A 15,789-nucleotide genomic window follows, 5' to 3' on the forward strand; every position below is an offset into this window, starting at 1 on the left:
CTGCACCGTCGCCGTCCACGCCCTTGAGGCCGCCCCCGCCGCCCGCCGCATGGCCCACCAGGACGCGTCGGCCCGCATGTACGGCAAGGAGGGCGACGGGGGCGGCCTCAAGGGCGTGGACGGCGACGGTGCAGTGCGAGAGCGCCCGGCCTGAGCGACAGCGCCCCCCCGGCGGGCAGGCGCCGGGGGGTTCGAGGTGAGCGGGGGAGGTGGAGGAGGTCAGGCAGCCGGGGCCTCCTGCTCGCGCTCCACCTGCTCGTTCCAGTCACGCTTCATCGCGCGCCAGCCGTCGTCGTCCTGACCCAGGCGCCAGTAGCCCGAGATGGAAAGCCGCTCGCGCGGTACGTTCCGCTCGACCCGGAGCAGCCGGCGCAGCTCCTTCACGAAGCCCGCCTCGCCGTGCACGAAGGCGTGCACATCGCCGGCCGGGAACTCCAAGTCCTTGACGGCGCCCACCAGTTCGGAGCCCACCGCGGCCTCGCCCCGGTGCAGCCAGGTCACCGTGACGCCGTCCGGAGTGCTGATCTTCTGCTCCTCCTCGGGGCCGGTCACCTCGACGAAAGCGTGCACCACGGCGCCCGCCGGCATGCGCTCCATGGCCGCCGCGATCGCGGGCAGCGCGCTCTCGTCACCGACGAGCAGGTGCCAGTCGGCCGCCGGGTCCGGGGCGTACCCGCCGCCGGGGCCGAGGAAGCGCACCGTCTCGCCCACCTGGACGCGGGCGGCCCACGGGCCCGCGAGGCCCTCGTCGCCGTGCACCACGAAGTCGACGGTCAGCTCGCCGGCCGCCGCGTCCCAGTTGCGCACCGTGTAGGCGCGCGTGCTCGGCCACTGCTCGCGCGGGAACTCGGCGCGGATCCGCTCCATGTCGAAGGGCTCCGGGTAGCTCACGCCCTCGGCCGGGAACAGAATCTTGATGTAGTGGTCGGTGTGCTCGCCGGTGCCGAACCCGGCCAGCGACTCGCCGCCGAGCACGATGCGCACCATGTGCGGAGTGAGCCGCTCGGCGCGCACCACCTGCGCCTCATTGATGGTCCGTGCCTTGCGAGACGGGCGTTCTGCCACAGTGCGCTCCCCTGATCCAGCCTGATCCACCGTTAGTTAGGATTGCCTAAGTTAGCACCTTGAGGGCGAAAAGTGGCACCTCAATCAAGTGGCGCGTCACCCAAGTGGCGCGTCACCGGTGAAGAGTGGAGAGCAGTCGGCCCGTCGCCCCGGCCAGGCCCCACTGGGCCACCAGCTCCTCCAGGGTGGCCGGGTCGAGCGGCTCCGAGGGCAGCGTGGGGTCGAACTCCGGCAGGGCCACGTCCATCGCGACCCGCACCACCTTCGGAGCGACGTCCAGGTAGTCGGCCGCCTCCAGGATTCCCCGGCGCTTGGCCGGCGTCAGCTTGGAGAGGCGGTCGGCGGCGGCCGCGCGCACCCCCGCCAGGTCGCCGTACTCGTTGATCAGCTGGGCCGCAGTCTTCTCGCCGATGCCCTTCACGCCGGGCAGCCCGTCGCTGGTGTCGCCGCGCAGCGCCGCGAAGTCCGCGTACTGGTCGGGCCGCACCCCGTACTTCGCGCGGATCAGCTCGTCGTCGACCAGGTCGCAGTCGCCCACGCCCTTGCGCGGGTAGAGGACCCGCACCCCGCGCTTGTCGTCGACCAGCTGGAACAGGTCGCGGTCGCCGGTGACGATGTCGACCGGTCCTGGCGCGAGGCCGGACAGAGTGCCGATCACGTCGTCCGCCTCGTACCCCGCGACGCCGACGCGGGCGATGCCCAGCGCGTCCAGGACGTCGTCGATCACCGGCACCTGCGGGGCCAGCGTGTCCGGGGTCTCCTCCTCGTCGGGCTGCCCGGCCGGGGTCTCCTCGGCCACCCGGTGAGCCTTGTAGGAGGGGATCAGATCGACCCGCCACTGCGGCCGCCAGTCCGCGTCCATACAGGCCACGAGGTCGTCCGGGCGGTGGTCGTGGACAAGGCGGGAGATGAAGTCGAGCAGGCCGCGCACGGCGTTGACCGGTGTGCCGTCCGGCGCCCTGACCGTGTCGGGCACCCCGAAATAGGCGCGGTAATAGAGGGACGAGGTGTCGAGGAGCATCAGGCGTCGCGTCACACCCCGATGATGCCGCACCCCACTGACACCCACCTCGCGGCAGCCGTGAAGCCGCGCACCGCCGTGAAGCTCGCATCGCTAGTGAATACGTGAACTGGATCACTGTTGTGTTTGCTCCCGGTGAAGCGGGGCAGGCGCGACGCCGGAGCGGACCCCAGTATGGATTTCAACCATTTCTCGGGCTGCGGACCGAATCCGCGCCGCTCCACGGCCCGCCCGCGGGGGAGTCGGGCCGTTTTGAGTTCTACCCGTGAGGTGTATGTGTCCAGGCTGCAAGCCGAGCAGCTCTACAAGGTGTTCGGCAGACGACCCGACGAAGCCGTCCGCAAGCTCGAAGGCGGCGCTGACCGCGACGAGCTGCGGGCGGACGGGACGACCGCGGCGGTGATCGACGCCTCGTTCACGGTGGACCCCGGCCAGATCTTCGTTGTCATGGGTCTCTCCGGATCCGGCAAGTCGACCCTGCTGCGCATGCTCAACGGGCTCCTGGAGCCCACCGCGGGCCGCGTGCTCTTCGATGGCCAGGACCTGACCAGCCTGCCCGCGCGCGAGCTGCGCACGGTCCGCTCCAGCAAGATCAGCATGGTTTTCCAGCACTTCGCGCTGTTCCCGCACCGCAGCGTGCTGGAGAACGCCGCGTACGGCCTCGAAGTCCAGGGCGTCCCGCGTGCCGAGCGTGAGAAGCGCGCCGCCGAGGCCCTGGAACTGACCGGCCTCGCGGGCTGGGGCGACTCCTGGCCCGACGAGCTGTCCGGCGGCATGCAGCAGCGCGTGGGCCTGGCCCGCGCCCTGGCCACCGACGCCGACCTGCTCCTGATGGACGAGTCGTTCAGCGCCCTCGACCCGCTGATTCGGCGCGACATGCAGGACCAGCTCCTCGAACTGCAAAAGCGCCTCAAGAAGACGATCGTCTTCATCACGCACGACCTCAACGAGGCCATGCGGCTCGGCGACAAGATCGCCGTGATGCGCGACGGGCGGATCGTCCAGCTCGGCACCGCCGAGGACATCCTGCTCACCCCGGCCAACGACTACGTGGCGTCCTTCATCCAGGACGTCGACCGCTCCCGGGTGCTCACCGCGCTGTCCGTGATGACCACTCCGCACCGCCCCGACGCCGGGGACTGCGACTGCGAGACCGTCCTGCCCGGCACCTCCGTCGCCGACGTGTGCGCCGTGGCCGCCCGGGTCCCGCACCCCGTCGCGGTGAAGGACATCGACGGCTCGCTGCTCGGCGTCGTACCGCAGGAGCGGCTCATCGCCTTCCTCGGGGACGACAAGCAGGGCCCGGTCGAATGCTCGATGAAGGAGGTGGCGACGCATGCCTAGGCTGAACCTCGGCGGTTGGGTCGACAGCGCCGTCAACTTCCTGCAGAGCCACCTGTCCTGGCTGTTCGACGCCATCACCCAGGTCGTCAACGGCATGTACGACGGCATCAACGCGGTGCTCGACGCGCCGCAGCCGCTGCTCTTCGCGGGCATCCTCGCCGTCGTGGCCTGGTGGCTGCGCGGCCTGTCCGCGGGTGTCCTGACCTTCGCCGGTTTCGCGCTGATCGACTCGATCCAGCTGTGGGACGACACCATGTCGACGCTGTCGCTGGTGCTCGTCGCGGCGATCGTCACGCTGGTCGTCGCGATCCCGCTCGGCATCTGGGCCGCCCGCTCCAAGACGGTCAGCGCCGTCCTGCGCCCGGTCCTCGACTTCATGCAGACCATGCCGGCGATGGTCTACCTGATCCCCGGCATCATCTTCTTCGGCGTCGGCGTCGTCCCCGGCATCATCGCCACCATCGTCTTCTCGCTGCCCCCGGGCGTGCGCATGACGGAGCTCGGCATCCGCCAGGTCGACGGTGAGCTCGTCGAGGCGGCCGAGGCGTTCGGCACAACGCCGCGCAACACGCTGGTGCGCGTGCAGCTCCCGCTCGCCCTGCCGACGATCATGGCGGGCATCAACCAGGTCATCATGCTCAGCCTGTCCATGGTGGTCATCGCGGGCATGGCGGGCGGCGGCGGCCTCGGTGGCGCCGTCTACCGGGCGATCGGCAATGTCGACATCGGCCTCGGCTTCGAGGCCGGCATCTCCATCGTCGTCCTGGCCATGTACCTGGACCGGATGACCGGAGCGCTCAGCCGTCAGGTCTCGCCGCTCGGCCGGCGCGCGCTCGCCAAGGCGAAGGCCGCCACCGGCGGACTCAAGATCTGGAACTACCGTCCGCAGCCCGCCGTCGCGGTCGTCGGCGTGGTCGTCCTCGCGCTCGTCGCGGGCGGCATGAACATGTTCGGCTCCTCGGACGAGGTCACCGCCGGCGGCGCCCAGGACGTCGGCAAGGGCAAGAAGATCTCGCTCGGCTACATCCCGTGGGACGAGGGCGTCGCCTCCACCTTCCTGTGGAAGGAGCTCCTGGAGCGCCGCGGCTTCACCGTGGACGCCCGCCAGTACGAGGCCGGCGCGCTCTACACCGGCATGGCCGGCGGCCAGATCGACTTCGAGACCGACTCCTGGCTGCCCACCACGCACGCCCAGTACTGGGCGAAGTACAAGGACAAGCTGGAGGACCTGGGCTCCTGGTACGGGCCCACCTCCCTGGAGCTGTCGGTGCCGTCCTACGTCAAGGACGTCAACTCCCTCGACGACCTCAAGGGGAAGGGCGCCGAGTTCCAGAACCGCATCGTCGGCATCGAGCCGAGCGCCGGTGAGACCGGGATCCTGAAGGACAAGATCCTCAAGGAGTACGGCCTGGACGGCGAGTACAAGGTCGTCGACGGCTCCACCCCCGGCATGCTGGCCGAGCTGAAGCGGGCGTACGCCAAGAAGGAGCCCATCGTGGTTCCGCTCTGGTCGCCGCACTGGGCGTACAACACCTACGACCTGAAGAAGCTCACGGACCCCAAGGGCGTCTGGGGCAAGGGCGACGGCGTGCACACCCTGGCCCGCAAGGGCTTCGCCTCCGACAACGCCGAGGTCGGCACGTGGCTGAAGAACTTCAAGATGGACGAGAAGCAGCTCACCAGCCTTGAAGCCAAGATCCAGTCCACCGGCAAGGGCAAGGAGCAGGACGCGGTGCGCGCCTGGCTCAAGGAGAACCCGGGCCTGGCCGACAAGTGGACTCCGGTCTCGTCGTAGCCGCCCGAGGAGGGGAGCCCCCTCCCACCTCCCGTTTCCGCAGCCGCGGCCGGTCCTCCGGCCGCGGCTGCGGAACGTCGGGATCCGGCCTGATCTCCCACGGAACCCTTGGCGATCTTGGCGGGACGGTCCCCTTGGGGCCCGAAGCTGCGTAGGGTGACGTGAACGCAGCCGGTGCGAACGCGGACCGAGTGACAGGGAGGGAGCCCGGGAGATGGACGACAAGGAAACTCTTCGGGTGGGGGTGGCGGTGCGGCGGCTGCGCCGCAGCCTCGGCCTCACCCTTGCCGTGGTCGCCGAGCGCAGCGGCCTTTCGGTGCCGTTCCTCAGCCAGGTCGAGAACGAGCGCGCCCGCCCCAGCGCCCGCTCCCTCCAGCGCGTGGCGGACGCCCTGAACACCACGGTCGGCGAGCTGTACGACGCCGCCGACTGCACCCGCACGGTCGACGTCGTACGGGCCGAGCCCGAGGGCGAAGAAGGACCCGGCGTGCGGGCCCTGCTGCGCGGACACCACCAACTGCACGCGATGGAGTTCACCGGCGAGCAGGACACCGGTCGCGAGTTCCAGCACCGCAACGACGAGTTGATGTACGTGGCCGACGGGGCCGCCGAGGTCGAGGCCGAGGGCCGCGCCTACCGCCTGGAGCGCGGCGACACGCTGTGCCTGTCCGGCGGGGTGCGCCACCGCTGGCGGGCGGCACTGCCCGGCACGCGCATCCTCGTCGTGGCGGTCGCCGACCCCATCGAGGCCATCGAGGAAACCCGCCACTGATGAGGGTGGTCTCCCTCGTCCCGTCCCTGACGGAGGCGGTCGCGGTCAGCGCCCCCGGGCTCCTGGTGGGCGTGACCGACTGGTGCAGCCACCCCGCCGGGCTCGACGCCGTACGCGTCAAAGGCACCAAGAACCCGGACGTGGCCCGGATCATCGAGCTCGCCCCGGATCTGGTCGTCGCCAACGAGGAGGAGAACCGGCCCGCCGATCTGGCGGCCCTCACCGCCGCCGGGCTCGACGTCCTGGTCACCGAGGTCCGCACGCTGCCGCAGGCCTTCGCCGAGCTGGAGCGGGTCCTGGTCGACGGCTGCGGCCTTGCCCGGCCGGGCTGGCTGGACGCGGCCGAGCGGGCGTGGGCAGAGGCGCGTCCCGGCCCGAAACGCATGGCCGTCGTGCCGATCTGGCGGCGCCCCTGGATGGTCCTCGGCCGCGACACCTTCGCGGGCGACCTGCTGGCCCGGCTGGGCGTGCACAACGTCTACGCCGCTCGCGCCGAGCGCTACCCGCGCATCGCCATCGACGAGCTGAACGCTGCGGGCGCCGACCTGGTGGTCCTGCCCGACGAGCCGTACCGCTTCACGCCGGACGACGGCCCCGAGGCCTTCCCCGGCCTGCCCGCCGCCCTGGTCGACGGCCGCCGGCTCACTTGGTACGGCCCGTCATTGGCCGAAGCGCCGGCCGTACTCGGCGCGGCGCTGCGGAACAGTCTCTGACGGGACCGTCAGGCGGGGCTACTTCTTCACGGGGGCCGCGAGCAGCTTGCCGTTCACGAGGCCTCGTATGGTGTGGAATCCGGCCACCAGCCAGGCCGTCACCAGGAGGGCGTACAGGGCGACCGACAGCCAGTCGAAGGCGTGCAGGCCGGTGTGGCGGGCGAGGCCCTCGGCGCCGGTGACGCAGGTGCCGATGGGGAAGGTGAACGCCCACCAGGTCATCGCGAAGCCCATGCCGCGCCGCTTCGCCCGGATCGCCATGGCGGCCGCGAGCGCCAGCCACATCAGGGCGAAGCCCATCACGGGCACCCCGTACAGGACGGCGAAGGCGCCCATGCCGTTGGCGTAGGTGGCGTCGATCGCGCCGGGGGCCACGTCGGCGAGCTTGTTCACGGCGGTGGTGGACTGGCCGAGGGGGCCGAGCACCAGGAACAGGGTGGGGGTCAGGAAGAGGGGCAGCGCGCCCCGGTGGATCAGGCGCGAGAACACCACGGGCAGGATGACCAGGGTGGCCAGCAGGCTCATGCCGAACATCGCGTACGAGCCGAGCAGCAGCGCCTCGCGGGCCTGACCTGCGGGCAGGTGGGGGACGAGCAGCGGGCCGAGGGTCGCCGAGACCATGGGGGCGACCACGGGGAGCAGCCAGACGGGCGATGCGCTGCCGGGAGCGACGTCGTGCCGGGCGACCATCAGGTACGGCACGGCCACGGCGGCCACCAGGCCGATCAGCGTGCCCACGCCGTAGAGGACCCAGGCCAGCGGGACGGCCGCGGTCTCGCCGATCAGGTCGGCGCCGACCGACAGCGAGCCGATGCCGACGGCCAGGAACGCCATCGACAGGCAGCCGTAGAAGGGCGCGACGGTGGGGTCCATGAGGTGCGCGCGGGCCTGGTCGCGGTGGTGCAGCCAGTGCCCGGCGCGGGCCACGAGCAGCACCACGAGCATGGCCAGCGCCAGCGCCCAGATCACCTGGAGACCGGGGACGTGGAACGGCAGTCCGGCGCCCGCGTTGGCGATGATCGCGGTGCCCATCACCGCGGCGTACCAGTTCGGGCCGAGGTGGCGCAGGGCGGGACGGCGCCGGACGGCGGCGACGGGGGGTTGGGTGCGGGGGCGCGGTTGCGCGATGGTGGCCATGAATCCAGCTTCGTACCGCCCGGAGGCCCCCGCCACGCCTGCTGGGGCTATGGGCACATAAGCTGGGTTTATGAGCGTGAACGGTCCCGAGGGCACCGCCCCCCTCGCCCACCGGGTGCCCGACCTGGGCGCGATGGAGCTGCTGCTCGCCGTCGCCCGGCACGGCAGCCTGGGGCGGGCCGCCCGCGACCTCGGCATCACCCAGCCCGCCGCGAGCAGTCGCGTCCGCTCGATGGAGCGCCTCCTCGGCGTCGCCCTCGTCGACCGCTCCCCGCGCGGCTCCCGGCTCACCGCCGAGGGCGTCCTGGTGACGGACTGGGCGCGGCGGGTCGTGGAGGCGGCCGAGGCGTTCGACGCGGGAGCGCAGGCGCTGCGCGGCCGCCGGGACTCGCGGCTGCGGATCGCCGCGAGCATGACGATCGCCGAGTACCTGCTGCCGGGCTGGCTGATCGCGCTGCGCGCCGAGCGCCCCGGCACCGCGGTCTCGCTCAGCGCCGGGAACTCGGCCGTGGTCGCCGAGCGGCTGCTCGCGGACGAGGCCGACCTCGGCTTCGTCGAAGGGCTCGGCGTGCCCGCGGGCCTGGACTCGGCGGTCATCGGCCACGACCGGCTCGTCGTGGTCGCGGCCCCCTCGCACCCGTGGGCCCGCCGGCGCCACCCGCTGCCGCCGGCGGAGCTGGCCGCGACCCCGCTCGTCCTGCGCGAACGCGGCTCGGGCACCCGCCAGGTCCTGGACGCGGCGCTCGCCGCCCACGGCGGGCTCGCCGAGCCCCTCATCGAGCTCTCCTCCACCACCGCCGTGAAGGCGTCCGTCGTCAGCGGGGCCGGGCCCTCGGTGCTCAGCGAGCTCGCGCTCGGCGAGGAGCTGGCGGCCCGGCGCCTGGTGCAGATCCCGGTCGAGGGCGTACGGCTGCGGCGCGATCTGCGCGCGGTGTGGCGCCAGGGACCGCTGCCCGCGGGGCCCGCCCGCGACCTGCTCTCCCTGACCCGACCAACCTGACGAACCGTCAGGCAGGCACCAGGCGGCCGCTGTTGGCGCCTTGCCGGGTGCGGGCCAGGCGCTGCTCGATGGTGTGCCGCACCATGGGCCACTCCTCGTCGAGGACCGAGTAGAACGCCGTCCCGCGCACGAGTCCGTCCAGGCCCCGCGTGTGCACCCGGCGCACCCCCTCGCACACCGCGCCGAGCCGCTCGATGGCGGCCCGGGAGCGGGTGTTGCGGGCGTCGGCGCGCAGCGAGATGCGCCGCACTCGCCAGGTGTCGAAGGCGTGCTGGAACATCAGGAGCTTGGCCTCGGTGTTGATGCCGGTGCCCTGGGCGTGCGCGGAGAGCCAGGTGGCGCCGATCTCGGCCGCGTCCGGGACCGCGTCGGCGCCGCCGGTGAGCGGGCCGCGCGGCGCGGGCGGCCACACCACGGGCCCGTCCCAGTAGTCCAGTTCGCAGAACCGGGTCGAGCCGACGACCAGGCCGTCGGCGGCCCGTACGGTCGCGAACGCCAGGCTCAGCCCGGCCTCCTGGTCGGCCAGCGCGCTCTGGATGTAGGCGTGCGCCGCGTCGAGGCCGTGCGGCACGGGAGTGAAGGCGTACGAGGTCCGGTCGGCGGCCGCGGCGGCGGCCAGGGCCGGGGCGTGGGAGACGGTGAGGGGTTCGAGCCGTACGGAACGGCCCGACAGGATGACGGGTGCGGGCACGGGGCCTTCGGTCCTTCGGGGCGCGGCGGAGCTTCTCCACCGATGGGTGGCGAGAGCGGGGACACGGAGGAACACACGGTCAGGATGTTTCCGTGAAATGGCCAGGGAAGGAACGAGAGCGCGAAGAGGAACGAGCGGCCAGGTGAAGGCGAGGAGTCGCGGGGAATCCGCCTTGTGAGGGGCGGCGAGAGGAAGATACCCGGATGATCGCCCAATCGTCACCCCCTCGGAAGAGTGAGGCTCGCCGGGCGTGTCGCGCGGCCCCGGCCCGCACCGGGTCCGGGGCCGTCGCGACGGGCCTGAGCTGGGGCTTCAGCGCGTGGACGCGGCCCGTACGAGCCCCTCGGTCACGCGGGTGTCCCGGCCCATCTCCGGATGCCACTGGACGCCCAGGACCCAGCCGGGGCCGGGCAGTTCGGCCGCCTCGACCGTGCCGTCCTCCGCGTGGGCCGAGGCGATGAGGCCGACGCCGAGCCGGTCCACGCACTGGTGGTGGTAGGTCGGCACGTCCGCGGCCTCGGGGACGAGCCCCGCGTAGAGCGTGCCCGGCACCGGCTTGACGGTGTGCTCGCCGAACACGCCCCGCCCGCCGGTGTGCCCCTCCAGGTGCTGGACCAGGGTGCCGCCGAGCGCGACGTTGAGGAGCTGGAGGCCCCGGCAGATGCCGAGCAGGGGGGTGCCGGCGGCCAGCGCCGCGTCGATCAGGGCGAGCTCCCAGGCGTCCCGCTCGCGGGCGGGAGGTCCGGTACGGGGCGACGGCTCGGCCCCGTACCGGACCGGCTCCACGTCCGCCCCGCCCGCGATGACCAGGCCGTCCAGGCGCGCCACGACCTCGGCCGCGGCCGCCGGGCCGTCGTCGGGCGGCAGCATCGCGGCCAGTCCGCCGGCCGCCCGGACGAGGCGGGGGTATCCGGCGGGCAGCAGGGCGGCGGGCAGGTCCCACACGCCCCACTTGGCGGGCTCCAGGTACGTACTGATGCCGATGAGCGGCTTGGACACGGTGGCGGTCTCCGTTCGTTGAGCGGGTCAGTCCCGGGCGAGCTCGGCCTCGGCGGCGGCCAGGGCGGCGAACTCCTCCTCGGGCGCGTGGGCGACCAGACGGTGGCGACTGTAGAAGGCGAAGTAGGCCAGCGCGATCGCGTAGACGCCGAGCGCGATGAAGGCCGCGTCCTTGTCGACCAGGAACGTCGCGACGAGGGCGAACAGGGCGAGCACGAAGGCGACGGACGAGGTCAGGACGCCGCCGGGCGTGCGGTAGGGCCGATCGAGGCCCGGCTCGCGGCGGCGCAGGACCAGGTGCGAGAGCGCCATCAGGGCGTAGGAGATGGTGGCGCCGAACACCGCCACGTTCAGCATCCGGCCGCCGTTGCCGCTCCAGGCCGCCAGCGCGAAGCCGAGCGCGCCCGGGATGAGGAGGCCCAGGTACGGGGACTTGCGGCGGCTGGTCAGGGACAGGAAGCGGGGCAGGTAGCCGGCCCTCGACAGGGCGAAGAGCTGGCGCGAACCCGCGAAGATCAGCGAGAAGAACGACGCCACCAGGCCCGCGAGCCCCGCGTAGTTGACGAAGCGGCTGAGAGCCGTGGGGCCGCCGTCGCCCTGGAGCGCCACGACCAGCGGGTTGCCCGCGTCCTTGATGGCGGCGGAGCCGTGCGCCCCGGTCGCCGCGAAGAAGGTCACCACGGCGAGCAGTACCAGGATCGACAGGGAGATGGCGAGCGCGCGCGGCATGGACCGCACCGGGTCCTTGGCCTCCTCGGCCGCCAGCGGTACCCCCTCGACGCCGAGGAAGAACCACATGCCGAACGGGAACGCGGCCCAGATGCCGAGCACGCCGAACGGCAGCCAGGAGTTGGAGCCGAGTGCGGAGGCGTCGACCGGGATGTCGTTGAGGCGGGACGCGTCGAAGTCGGTGAAGGCGCCGATGGCGAAGACCAGCAGGGCGGCGACCGCGATCGCGGTGACCACGAGGCTGAAGCGCAGCGCCTCGCCCACGCCCCACAGGTGGATCCCGATGAAGATCGCGAAGCAGGCGAGGTAGACGGGCCAGCCCGAGGTGAGGCCGAACAGGCCGAGCGATTCGACGTAGTCGCCGATGAACAGCGAGATCGCGGCGGGCGCCAGGATGTACTCGATGAGGATCGCGGTGCCGGTCAGGAAGCCGCCCCAGGTGCCGAGCGCCCGGCGCGCGAAGCCGTAACCGCCGCCCGCGGTGGGCAGGATGGCCGACAGCTCGGCGAGCGAGAACACCAGACAGGCGTACATGACGCCCATCAGGACGGTGGCGACGGCGAGACCGCCGAAGCCGCCCTTGGACAGACCGATGTTCCAGCCGGAGAAGTCGCCCGACACCACATAGGCGACGCCGAGCCCGGTGAGCAGCAGCCAGCCGGCGCTGCCGCGCCGCAGGGTGCGCCGGTGCAGGTAGTCGTCCTGGGCGTCCTTGGCGGACGCAGACGGTGCGGTGCGCAGATCGGTGTCGGTGCCCTCGGCCATGAGCCGCTCCAGGTGATCGTCAAGGGAGATCAAGTCAATGGTTCGGCTGCATACCTTTGCTGGAGGGCAGGGTGGAGCGCAAGGGGTGTACGTAAAACCGCGGTTACGGAAATCGCCGGTGAACGCGGGGCCGGGCGGGTTCGCGTGGGTTCGGGCCGGGGTGCCTCGGCCGCCCCGGACCGCTCAGGTCAGGAAGCCGCGCAGCAGCGCCGCCGTGCCGCCGCAGTGCTCCCGCATCACCTCGCGCGCCCCGTCGGCATCCCCGTCGAGCACCGCCTCGACCAGTGCGGTGTGCTGGTGCTGCGAGTGCTCCAGGTTGCGGACCAGGAGCGGGATGCAGTCCAGGAGGTCGTTCACGGTGGCCCGCACCGCCGCGTACTGGGCGGTGAGCGTGGGCGATCCGGAGAGCTCGGCCAGGGTGAGGTGGAGCAGGGTGTCCTGGCGGCGGTAGTCGGTGAGCTCGGCGTCGTGGGTCGCGGTGAGCGCGGCGCGCAGCCGCTCGGCGCCCTCGTCGGTCAGCCCGTGCGCCGCGCAGAGCCCGGCCGCGCCGACCTCCAGGACCTCCCGGAAGCGCAGGATGTCCTCGACGTCGACGGAGGCGATCCGGCGGCGCAGCTCGTCCTCGCCGCCCTCGGCGGCCCTGGGCAGCACGAACGTGCCGCCGTAGCGGCCGCGTCTGCTCTCCACCAGGCCCTGGTCCTGGAGGACCTTGAGGACTTCGCGCAGGGTGACCCGGCTGATCCCCATCCGCTCGGCCAACTCCCGCTCGGAGGGCAGCCGTTCACCGGGCGGCACAAGGCCCAGGCGCAGGAGCTGGAGAATCTGCTCCAGCGCTTCCTCGAAGCCGTTCCCGGCCCGTACGGTCCGCAGTACGGGGACGAGCGTGTCCGGTGTCCGGCCGTCCGGGCGGTCCGTCGAGTCGATCTTCTTCGCCACGTCGCGGATTCCCCTTCCCAATCAATGGTCTTACCCCATACCTTATGGCTCTCGGCTGACCCAAGGAGGAGCTTCCCGTGGCAGACCGCACACCCCCGCTCTCGATCGAGGAGCTGCGCGCCCTCGTCGCGAGCGGTGAGATCGACACTGTCGTCCTCGCCTTCCCCGATATGCAAGGGCGACTGCAGGGCAAGCGCTTCGCGGCCGGGTTCTTCCTCGACGAGGTCCTGGCGCACGGCACCGAAGGCTGCAACTACCTGCTCGCCGTCGACACCGAGATGAACACCGTCGACGGCTACGCGATGTCGTCGTGGGAGCGCGGCTACGGCGACTTCGCCATGCACGCGGACCCGGCGACGCTGCGCCGCGTCCCGTGGAACGAGGGCACCGCGATGCTCATCGCCGACCTCGGCTGGAACGACGGCTCGCCGGTCGTCGCGGCCCCCCGCCAGATCCTGCGCCGCCAACTGGAGCGGCTCGCCGAGCTCGGCTACACCGCCCAGGTCGGCACCGAGCTCGAATTCATCGTGTTCAAGGACAGCTACGAGCAGGCCTGGGACGCCGGATACCAGGGCCTCACGCCGGCCAACCAGTACAACATCGACTACTCGGTGCTCGGCACCGGCCGCATCGAGCCGCTGCTCCGCCGCATCCGCAACGAGATGCAGGCTGCTGGCCTGACCGTCGAGTCGGCCAAGGGCGAGTGCAACCCCGGCCAGCACGAGATCGTCTTCCGCTACGACGAGGCCCTGGTCACCTGCGACCAGCACGCCATCTACAAGACGGGCGCCAAGGAGATCGCGGCCCAGGAGGGCGTCTCGCTCACCTTCATGGCCAAGTACGACCAGCGCGAGGGGAACTCCTGTCACATCCACCTCTCGCTCACCGACGAGGACGGCCGCAACGTGATGGCGGGCGACGGGCCCGACCACATGTCGCCCGTGATGCGCCACTTCCTGGCCGGACAGCTCGCCGCGCTGCGCGACTTCTCCCTCCTGTACGCGCCGAACATCAACTCCTACAAGCGCTTCCAGCCGGGCTCCTTCGCGCCGACCGCCGTCGCCTGGGGGCACGACAACCGGACCTGCGCGCTGCGCGTCGTCGGCCACGGCGCGGGCACCCGCTTCGAGAACCGGCTCCCGGGCGGCGACGTCAACCCGCACCTGGCCGTCGCCGGACTCGTCGCGGCCGGTCTGTACGGCATCGAGAACAAGCTGGAACTGCCCGAGGCATGCACCTCGAACGCCTACGTCGGCGACTACGCCCATGTCCCCACCACCCTGCGCGAGGCCGCCGAGCTGTGGGAGAACAGTCCCATCGCCAAGGCCGCCTTCGGGGACGAAGTCGTCGCGCACTACCGCAACATGGCGCGGGTCGAGCTCGACGCGTTCGACGCCGCGGTGACCGACTGGGAGCTCCGCCGCTCCTTCGAACGCCTGTGAGGAACGACTTGTCCACCGCGTACGAGCTACAGGTACTCAACCCGGCCACCGAGGAAGTCATCGCGACCGTCCGGGGTGCCACCTCCGCCGACGTCGACGCGGCGGTCGTGCGGGCCCGCTCCGCACAGCGAGGCTGGGCGGCCGCGGCCCCCGCCGACCGGGCCCGCCTGCTTCGCCGCTTCGCGGCCGTCGTCGACGAACACATCGAAGAACTCGCCCAGTTGGAGGTGCGCGAGGCCGGGCACACCCTCGGCAACGCCCGCTGGGAGGCGGGCAACGTCCGCGATCTGCTCGACTTCTCGGCCGGGGGAGTGGAGCGCCTGAGTGGCCGTCAGATCCCGGTCGCGGGCGGCCTCGACATCACCCTGCTCGAACCGCTCGGCGTGATCGGCGTCATCGCCCCCTGGAACTTCCCGATGCCGATCGCCGCCTGGGGCACCGCCCCCGCGCTCGCGGCCGGCAACGCGGTGATCCTCAAGCCCGCCGAGACGACCCCGCTCACGGCCCTGCGGCTGGCCGAACTCGCCCTGGAGGCAGGGCTTCCCGAAGGCCTCTTCCAGGTGCTCCCGGGTGCGGGGGCGGTCGCGGGCGACGCGCTCGTCGAGCACCCCGGCGTCGCGAAGATCGTCTTCACCGGGTCGACCCGGGTCGGCAAGCAGATCATGGCCAAGTGCGCGGACCGCGTGAAGCGGGTCACCCTCGAACTCGGCGGCAAGAGCCCCAACATCGTCTTCGCGGACGCCGACATCGAGGCAGCCGCCCTCGCCACCCCGATGTCCTTCCTCGACAACTCCGGCCAGGACTGCTGCGCCCGCACCCGCATCCTGGTCCAGCGCACGGCGTACGACCGCTTCATGGAGCTGCTCGCCCCCGCGATCGAGGAGGTCGTGGTCGGCGACCCGGCCGACGAGAAGACGCAGATGGGCCCGCTGATCTCGCGCGTCCAGCTGGACCGCGTCCGCTCCTATGTCGCCGACGACGCACCCGGCCTGCGCGGCAGCGCGCCCGACGGCCCCGGGTTCTGGTTCCCGCCGACCGTCCTGACGGGCCTCGCCGCGGACGCGCCCGCCGCCGTCGAGGAGGTCTTCGGGCCGGTCGCCGTCGTGCTGCCCTTCGAGGACGAAGCGGACGCGGTGCGGCTCGCCAACGCCACCGAGTACGGGCTCTCCGGGTCGATCTGGACCCGGGACGTGGGCCGCGCGCTGCGCGTCTCGCGGGCCGTCGCGGCGGGCAACCTCTCCGTCAACTCCCATTCCAGCGTGCGCTATTCGACCCCGTTCGGCGGCTACAAACAGTCCGGCCTCGGCCGCGAGCTCGGCCCCGACGCCCTCACCGCTTTCACCGAAACCAAGAACGTCTTCATCAGCACGGAGGCCTGAG

14 protein-coding genes are annotated in these 15,789 nt (G+C 71.9%); 7 read left to right on the forward strand and 7 right to left on the reverse strand.

Annotated features, from left to right (window positions below; genetic code table 11):
- Nucleotides 1-219: 219 nt before the first annotated feature.
- Together ADK54_RS01020 and ADK54_RS01025 are read right to left on the reverse strand one after the other, a co-directional pair.
- Nucleotides 220-1,065 carry a siderophore-interacting protein gene (locus ADK54_RS01020; protein WP_199826834.1) on the reverse strand — a complete coding sequence of 282 codons (846 nt, stop codon included), beginning with the start codon at nucleotides 1,063-1,065 and terminating at the stop codon, nucleotides 220-222.
- Between the two features lie 112 nt (nucleotides 1,066-1,177).
- Nucleotides 1,178-2,086, reverse strand: coding sequence for a 5'-3' exonuclease (locus tag ADK54_RS01025; protein ID WP_053723658.1), 909 nt, complete (start codon nucleotides 2,084-2,086; stop codon nucleotides 1,178-1,180).
- Nucleotides 2,087-2,362: 276 nt separating this feature from the next.
- Between ADK54_RS01025 and ADK54_RS01030 the strand changes: the two genes are divergently transcribed.
- The 4 genes from ADK54_RS01030 (at nucleotide 2,363) to ADK54_RS01045 (ending at nucleotide 6,710) form a co-directional block, all read left to right on the forward strand.
- Nucleotides 2,363-3,430, forward strand: a complete 1,068-nt coding sequence (locus tag ADK54_RS01030) for a quaternary amine ABC transporter ATP-binding protein (protein ID WP_053723541.1) — start codon at nucleotides 2,363-2,365, stop codon at nucleotides 3,428-3,430.
- A complete protein-coding gene (locus tag ADK54_RS01035) occupies nucleotides 3,423-5,225 on the forward strand; it encodes an ABC transporter permease/substrate binding protein (RefSeq protein WP_053723542.1) in 1,803 nt (600 codons plus the stop codon). The genes ADK54_RS01030 and ADK54_RS01035 overlap by 8 nt, the downstream gene beginning before the upstream one ends.
- Nucleotides 5,226-5,439: 214 nt before the next feature.
- Nucleotides 5,440-5,997 carry a helix-turn-helix domain-containing protein gene (locus tag ADK54_RS01040; RefSeq protein WP_053723543.1) on the forward strand — a complete coding sequence of 186 codons (558 nt, stop codon included), beginning with the start codon at nucleotides 5,440-5,442 and terminating at the stop codon, nucleotides 5,995-5,997.
- On the forward strand, nucleotides 5,997-6,710 hold the full coding sequence (locus tag ADK54_RS01045) for a helical backbone metal receptor (protein WP_053723544.1): 714 nt from the start codon (nucleotides 5,997-5,999) through the stop codon (nucleotides 6,708-6,710). Before ADK54_RS01040 ends, ADK54_RS01045 begins: the two co-directional genes overlap by 1 nt.
- Before the next feature lie 18 nt (nucleotides 6,711-6,728).
- Here the strand turns inward: ADK54_RS01045 and ADK54_RS01050 are convergent, their stop codons facing one another.
- Nucleotides 6,729-7,847: a TDT family transporter gene (locus ADK54_RS01050; protein ID WP_053723545.1), complete on the reverse strand. Its 1,119-nt coding sequence runs from the start codon at nucleotides 7,845-7,847 to the stop codon at nucleotides 6,729-6,731.
- 70 nt (nucleotides 7,848-7,917) lie between these two features.
- Here ADK54_RS01050 and ADK54_RS01055 point away from each other — a divergent pair, with 70 nt between their 5' ends.
- Nucleotides 7,918-8,847, forward strand: a complete 930-nt coding sequence (locus tag ADK54_RS01055; RefSeq protein WP_053723546.1) for a LysR family transcriptional regulator — start codon at nucleotides 7,918-7,920, stop codon at nucleotides 8,845-8,847.
- A gap of 7 nt (nucleotides 8,848-8,854) precedes the next feature.
- On the opposite strand, the gene ADK54_RS01060 is transcribed toward ADK54_RS01055, so the two are convergent.
- The 4 genes from ADK54_RS01060 to ADK54_RS01075 form a co-directional block, all read right to left on the reverse strand.
- On the reverse strand, nucleotides 8,855-9,538 hold the full coding sequence (locus ADK54_RS01060) for a GNAT family N-acetyltransferase (RefSeq protein WP_053723547.1): 684 nt from the start codon (nucleotides 9,536-9,538) through the stop codon (nucleotides 8,855-8,857).
- A 312-nt stretch (nucleotides 9,539-9,850) separates the two neighbouring features.
- Nucleotides 9,851-10,537, reverse strand: coding sequence for a gamma-glutamyl-gamma-aminobutyrate hydrolase family protein (locus ADK54_RS01065; RefSeq protein WP_053723548.1), 687 nt, complete (start codon nucleotides 10,535-10,537; stop codon nucleotides 9,851-9,853).
- A 27-nt stretch (nucleotides 10,538-10,564) separates the two neighbouring features.
- A complete protein-coding gene (gene eat / locus ADK54_RS01070) occupies nucleotides 10,565-12,031 on the reverse strand; it encodes an ethanolamine permease (RefSeq protein WP_053723659.1) in 1,467 nt (488 codons plus the stop codon).
- A 183-nt stretch (nucleotides 12,032-12,214) separates the two neighbouring features.
- The gene (locus tag ADK54_RS01075) at nucleotides 12,215-12,967 is read right to left on the reverse strand and encodes a FadR/GntR family transcriptional regulator (protein WP_234391869.1); all 753 of its coding nucleotides are present in this window, start codon (nucleotides 12,965-12,967) and stop codon (nucleotides 12,215-12,217) included.
- Between the two features lie 77 nt (nucleotides 12,968-13,044).
- Between ADK54_RS01075 and ADK54_RS01080 the strand changes: the two genes are divergently transcribed.
- Both ADK54_RS01080 and ADK54_RS01085 read left to right on the forward strand, forming a co-directional pair.
- Nucleotides 13,045-14,409 carry a glutamine synthetase family protein gene (locus ADK54_RS01080; protein WP_053723549.1) on the forward strand — a complete coding sequence of 455 codons (1,365 nt, stop codon included), beginning with the start codon at nucleotides 13,045-13,047 and terminating at the stop codon, nucleotides 14,407-14,409.
- An 8-nt stretch (nucleotides 14,410-14,417) separates the two neighbouring features.
- Nucleotides 14,418-15,788, forward strand: a complete 1,371-nt coding sequence (locus tag ADK54_RS01085; RefSeq protein WP_053723550.1) for an aldehyde dehydrogenase family protein — start codon at nucleotides 14,418-14,420, stop codon at nucleotides 15,786-15,788.
- Nucleotide 15,789: the final 1 nt, after the last annotated feature.

It is taken from the genome of Streptomyces sp. WM6378 (genome assembly GCF_001279695.1).
GTDB lineage: Bacteria > Actinomycetota > Actinomycetes > Streptomycetales > Streptomycetaceae > Streptomyces.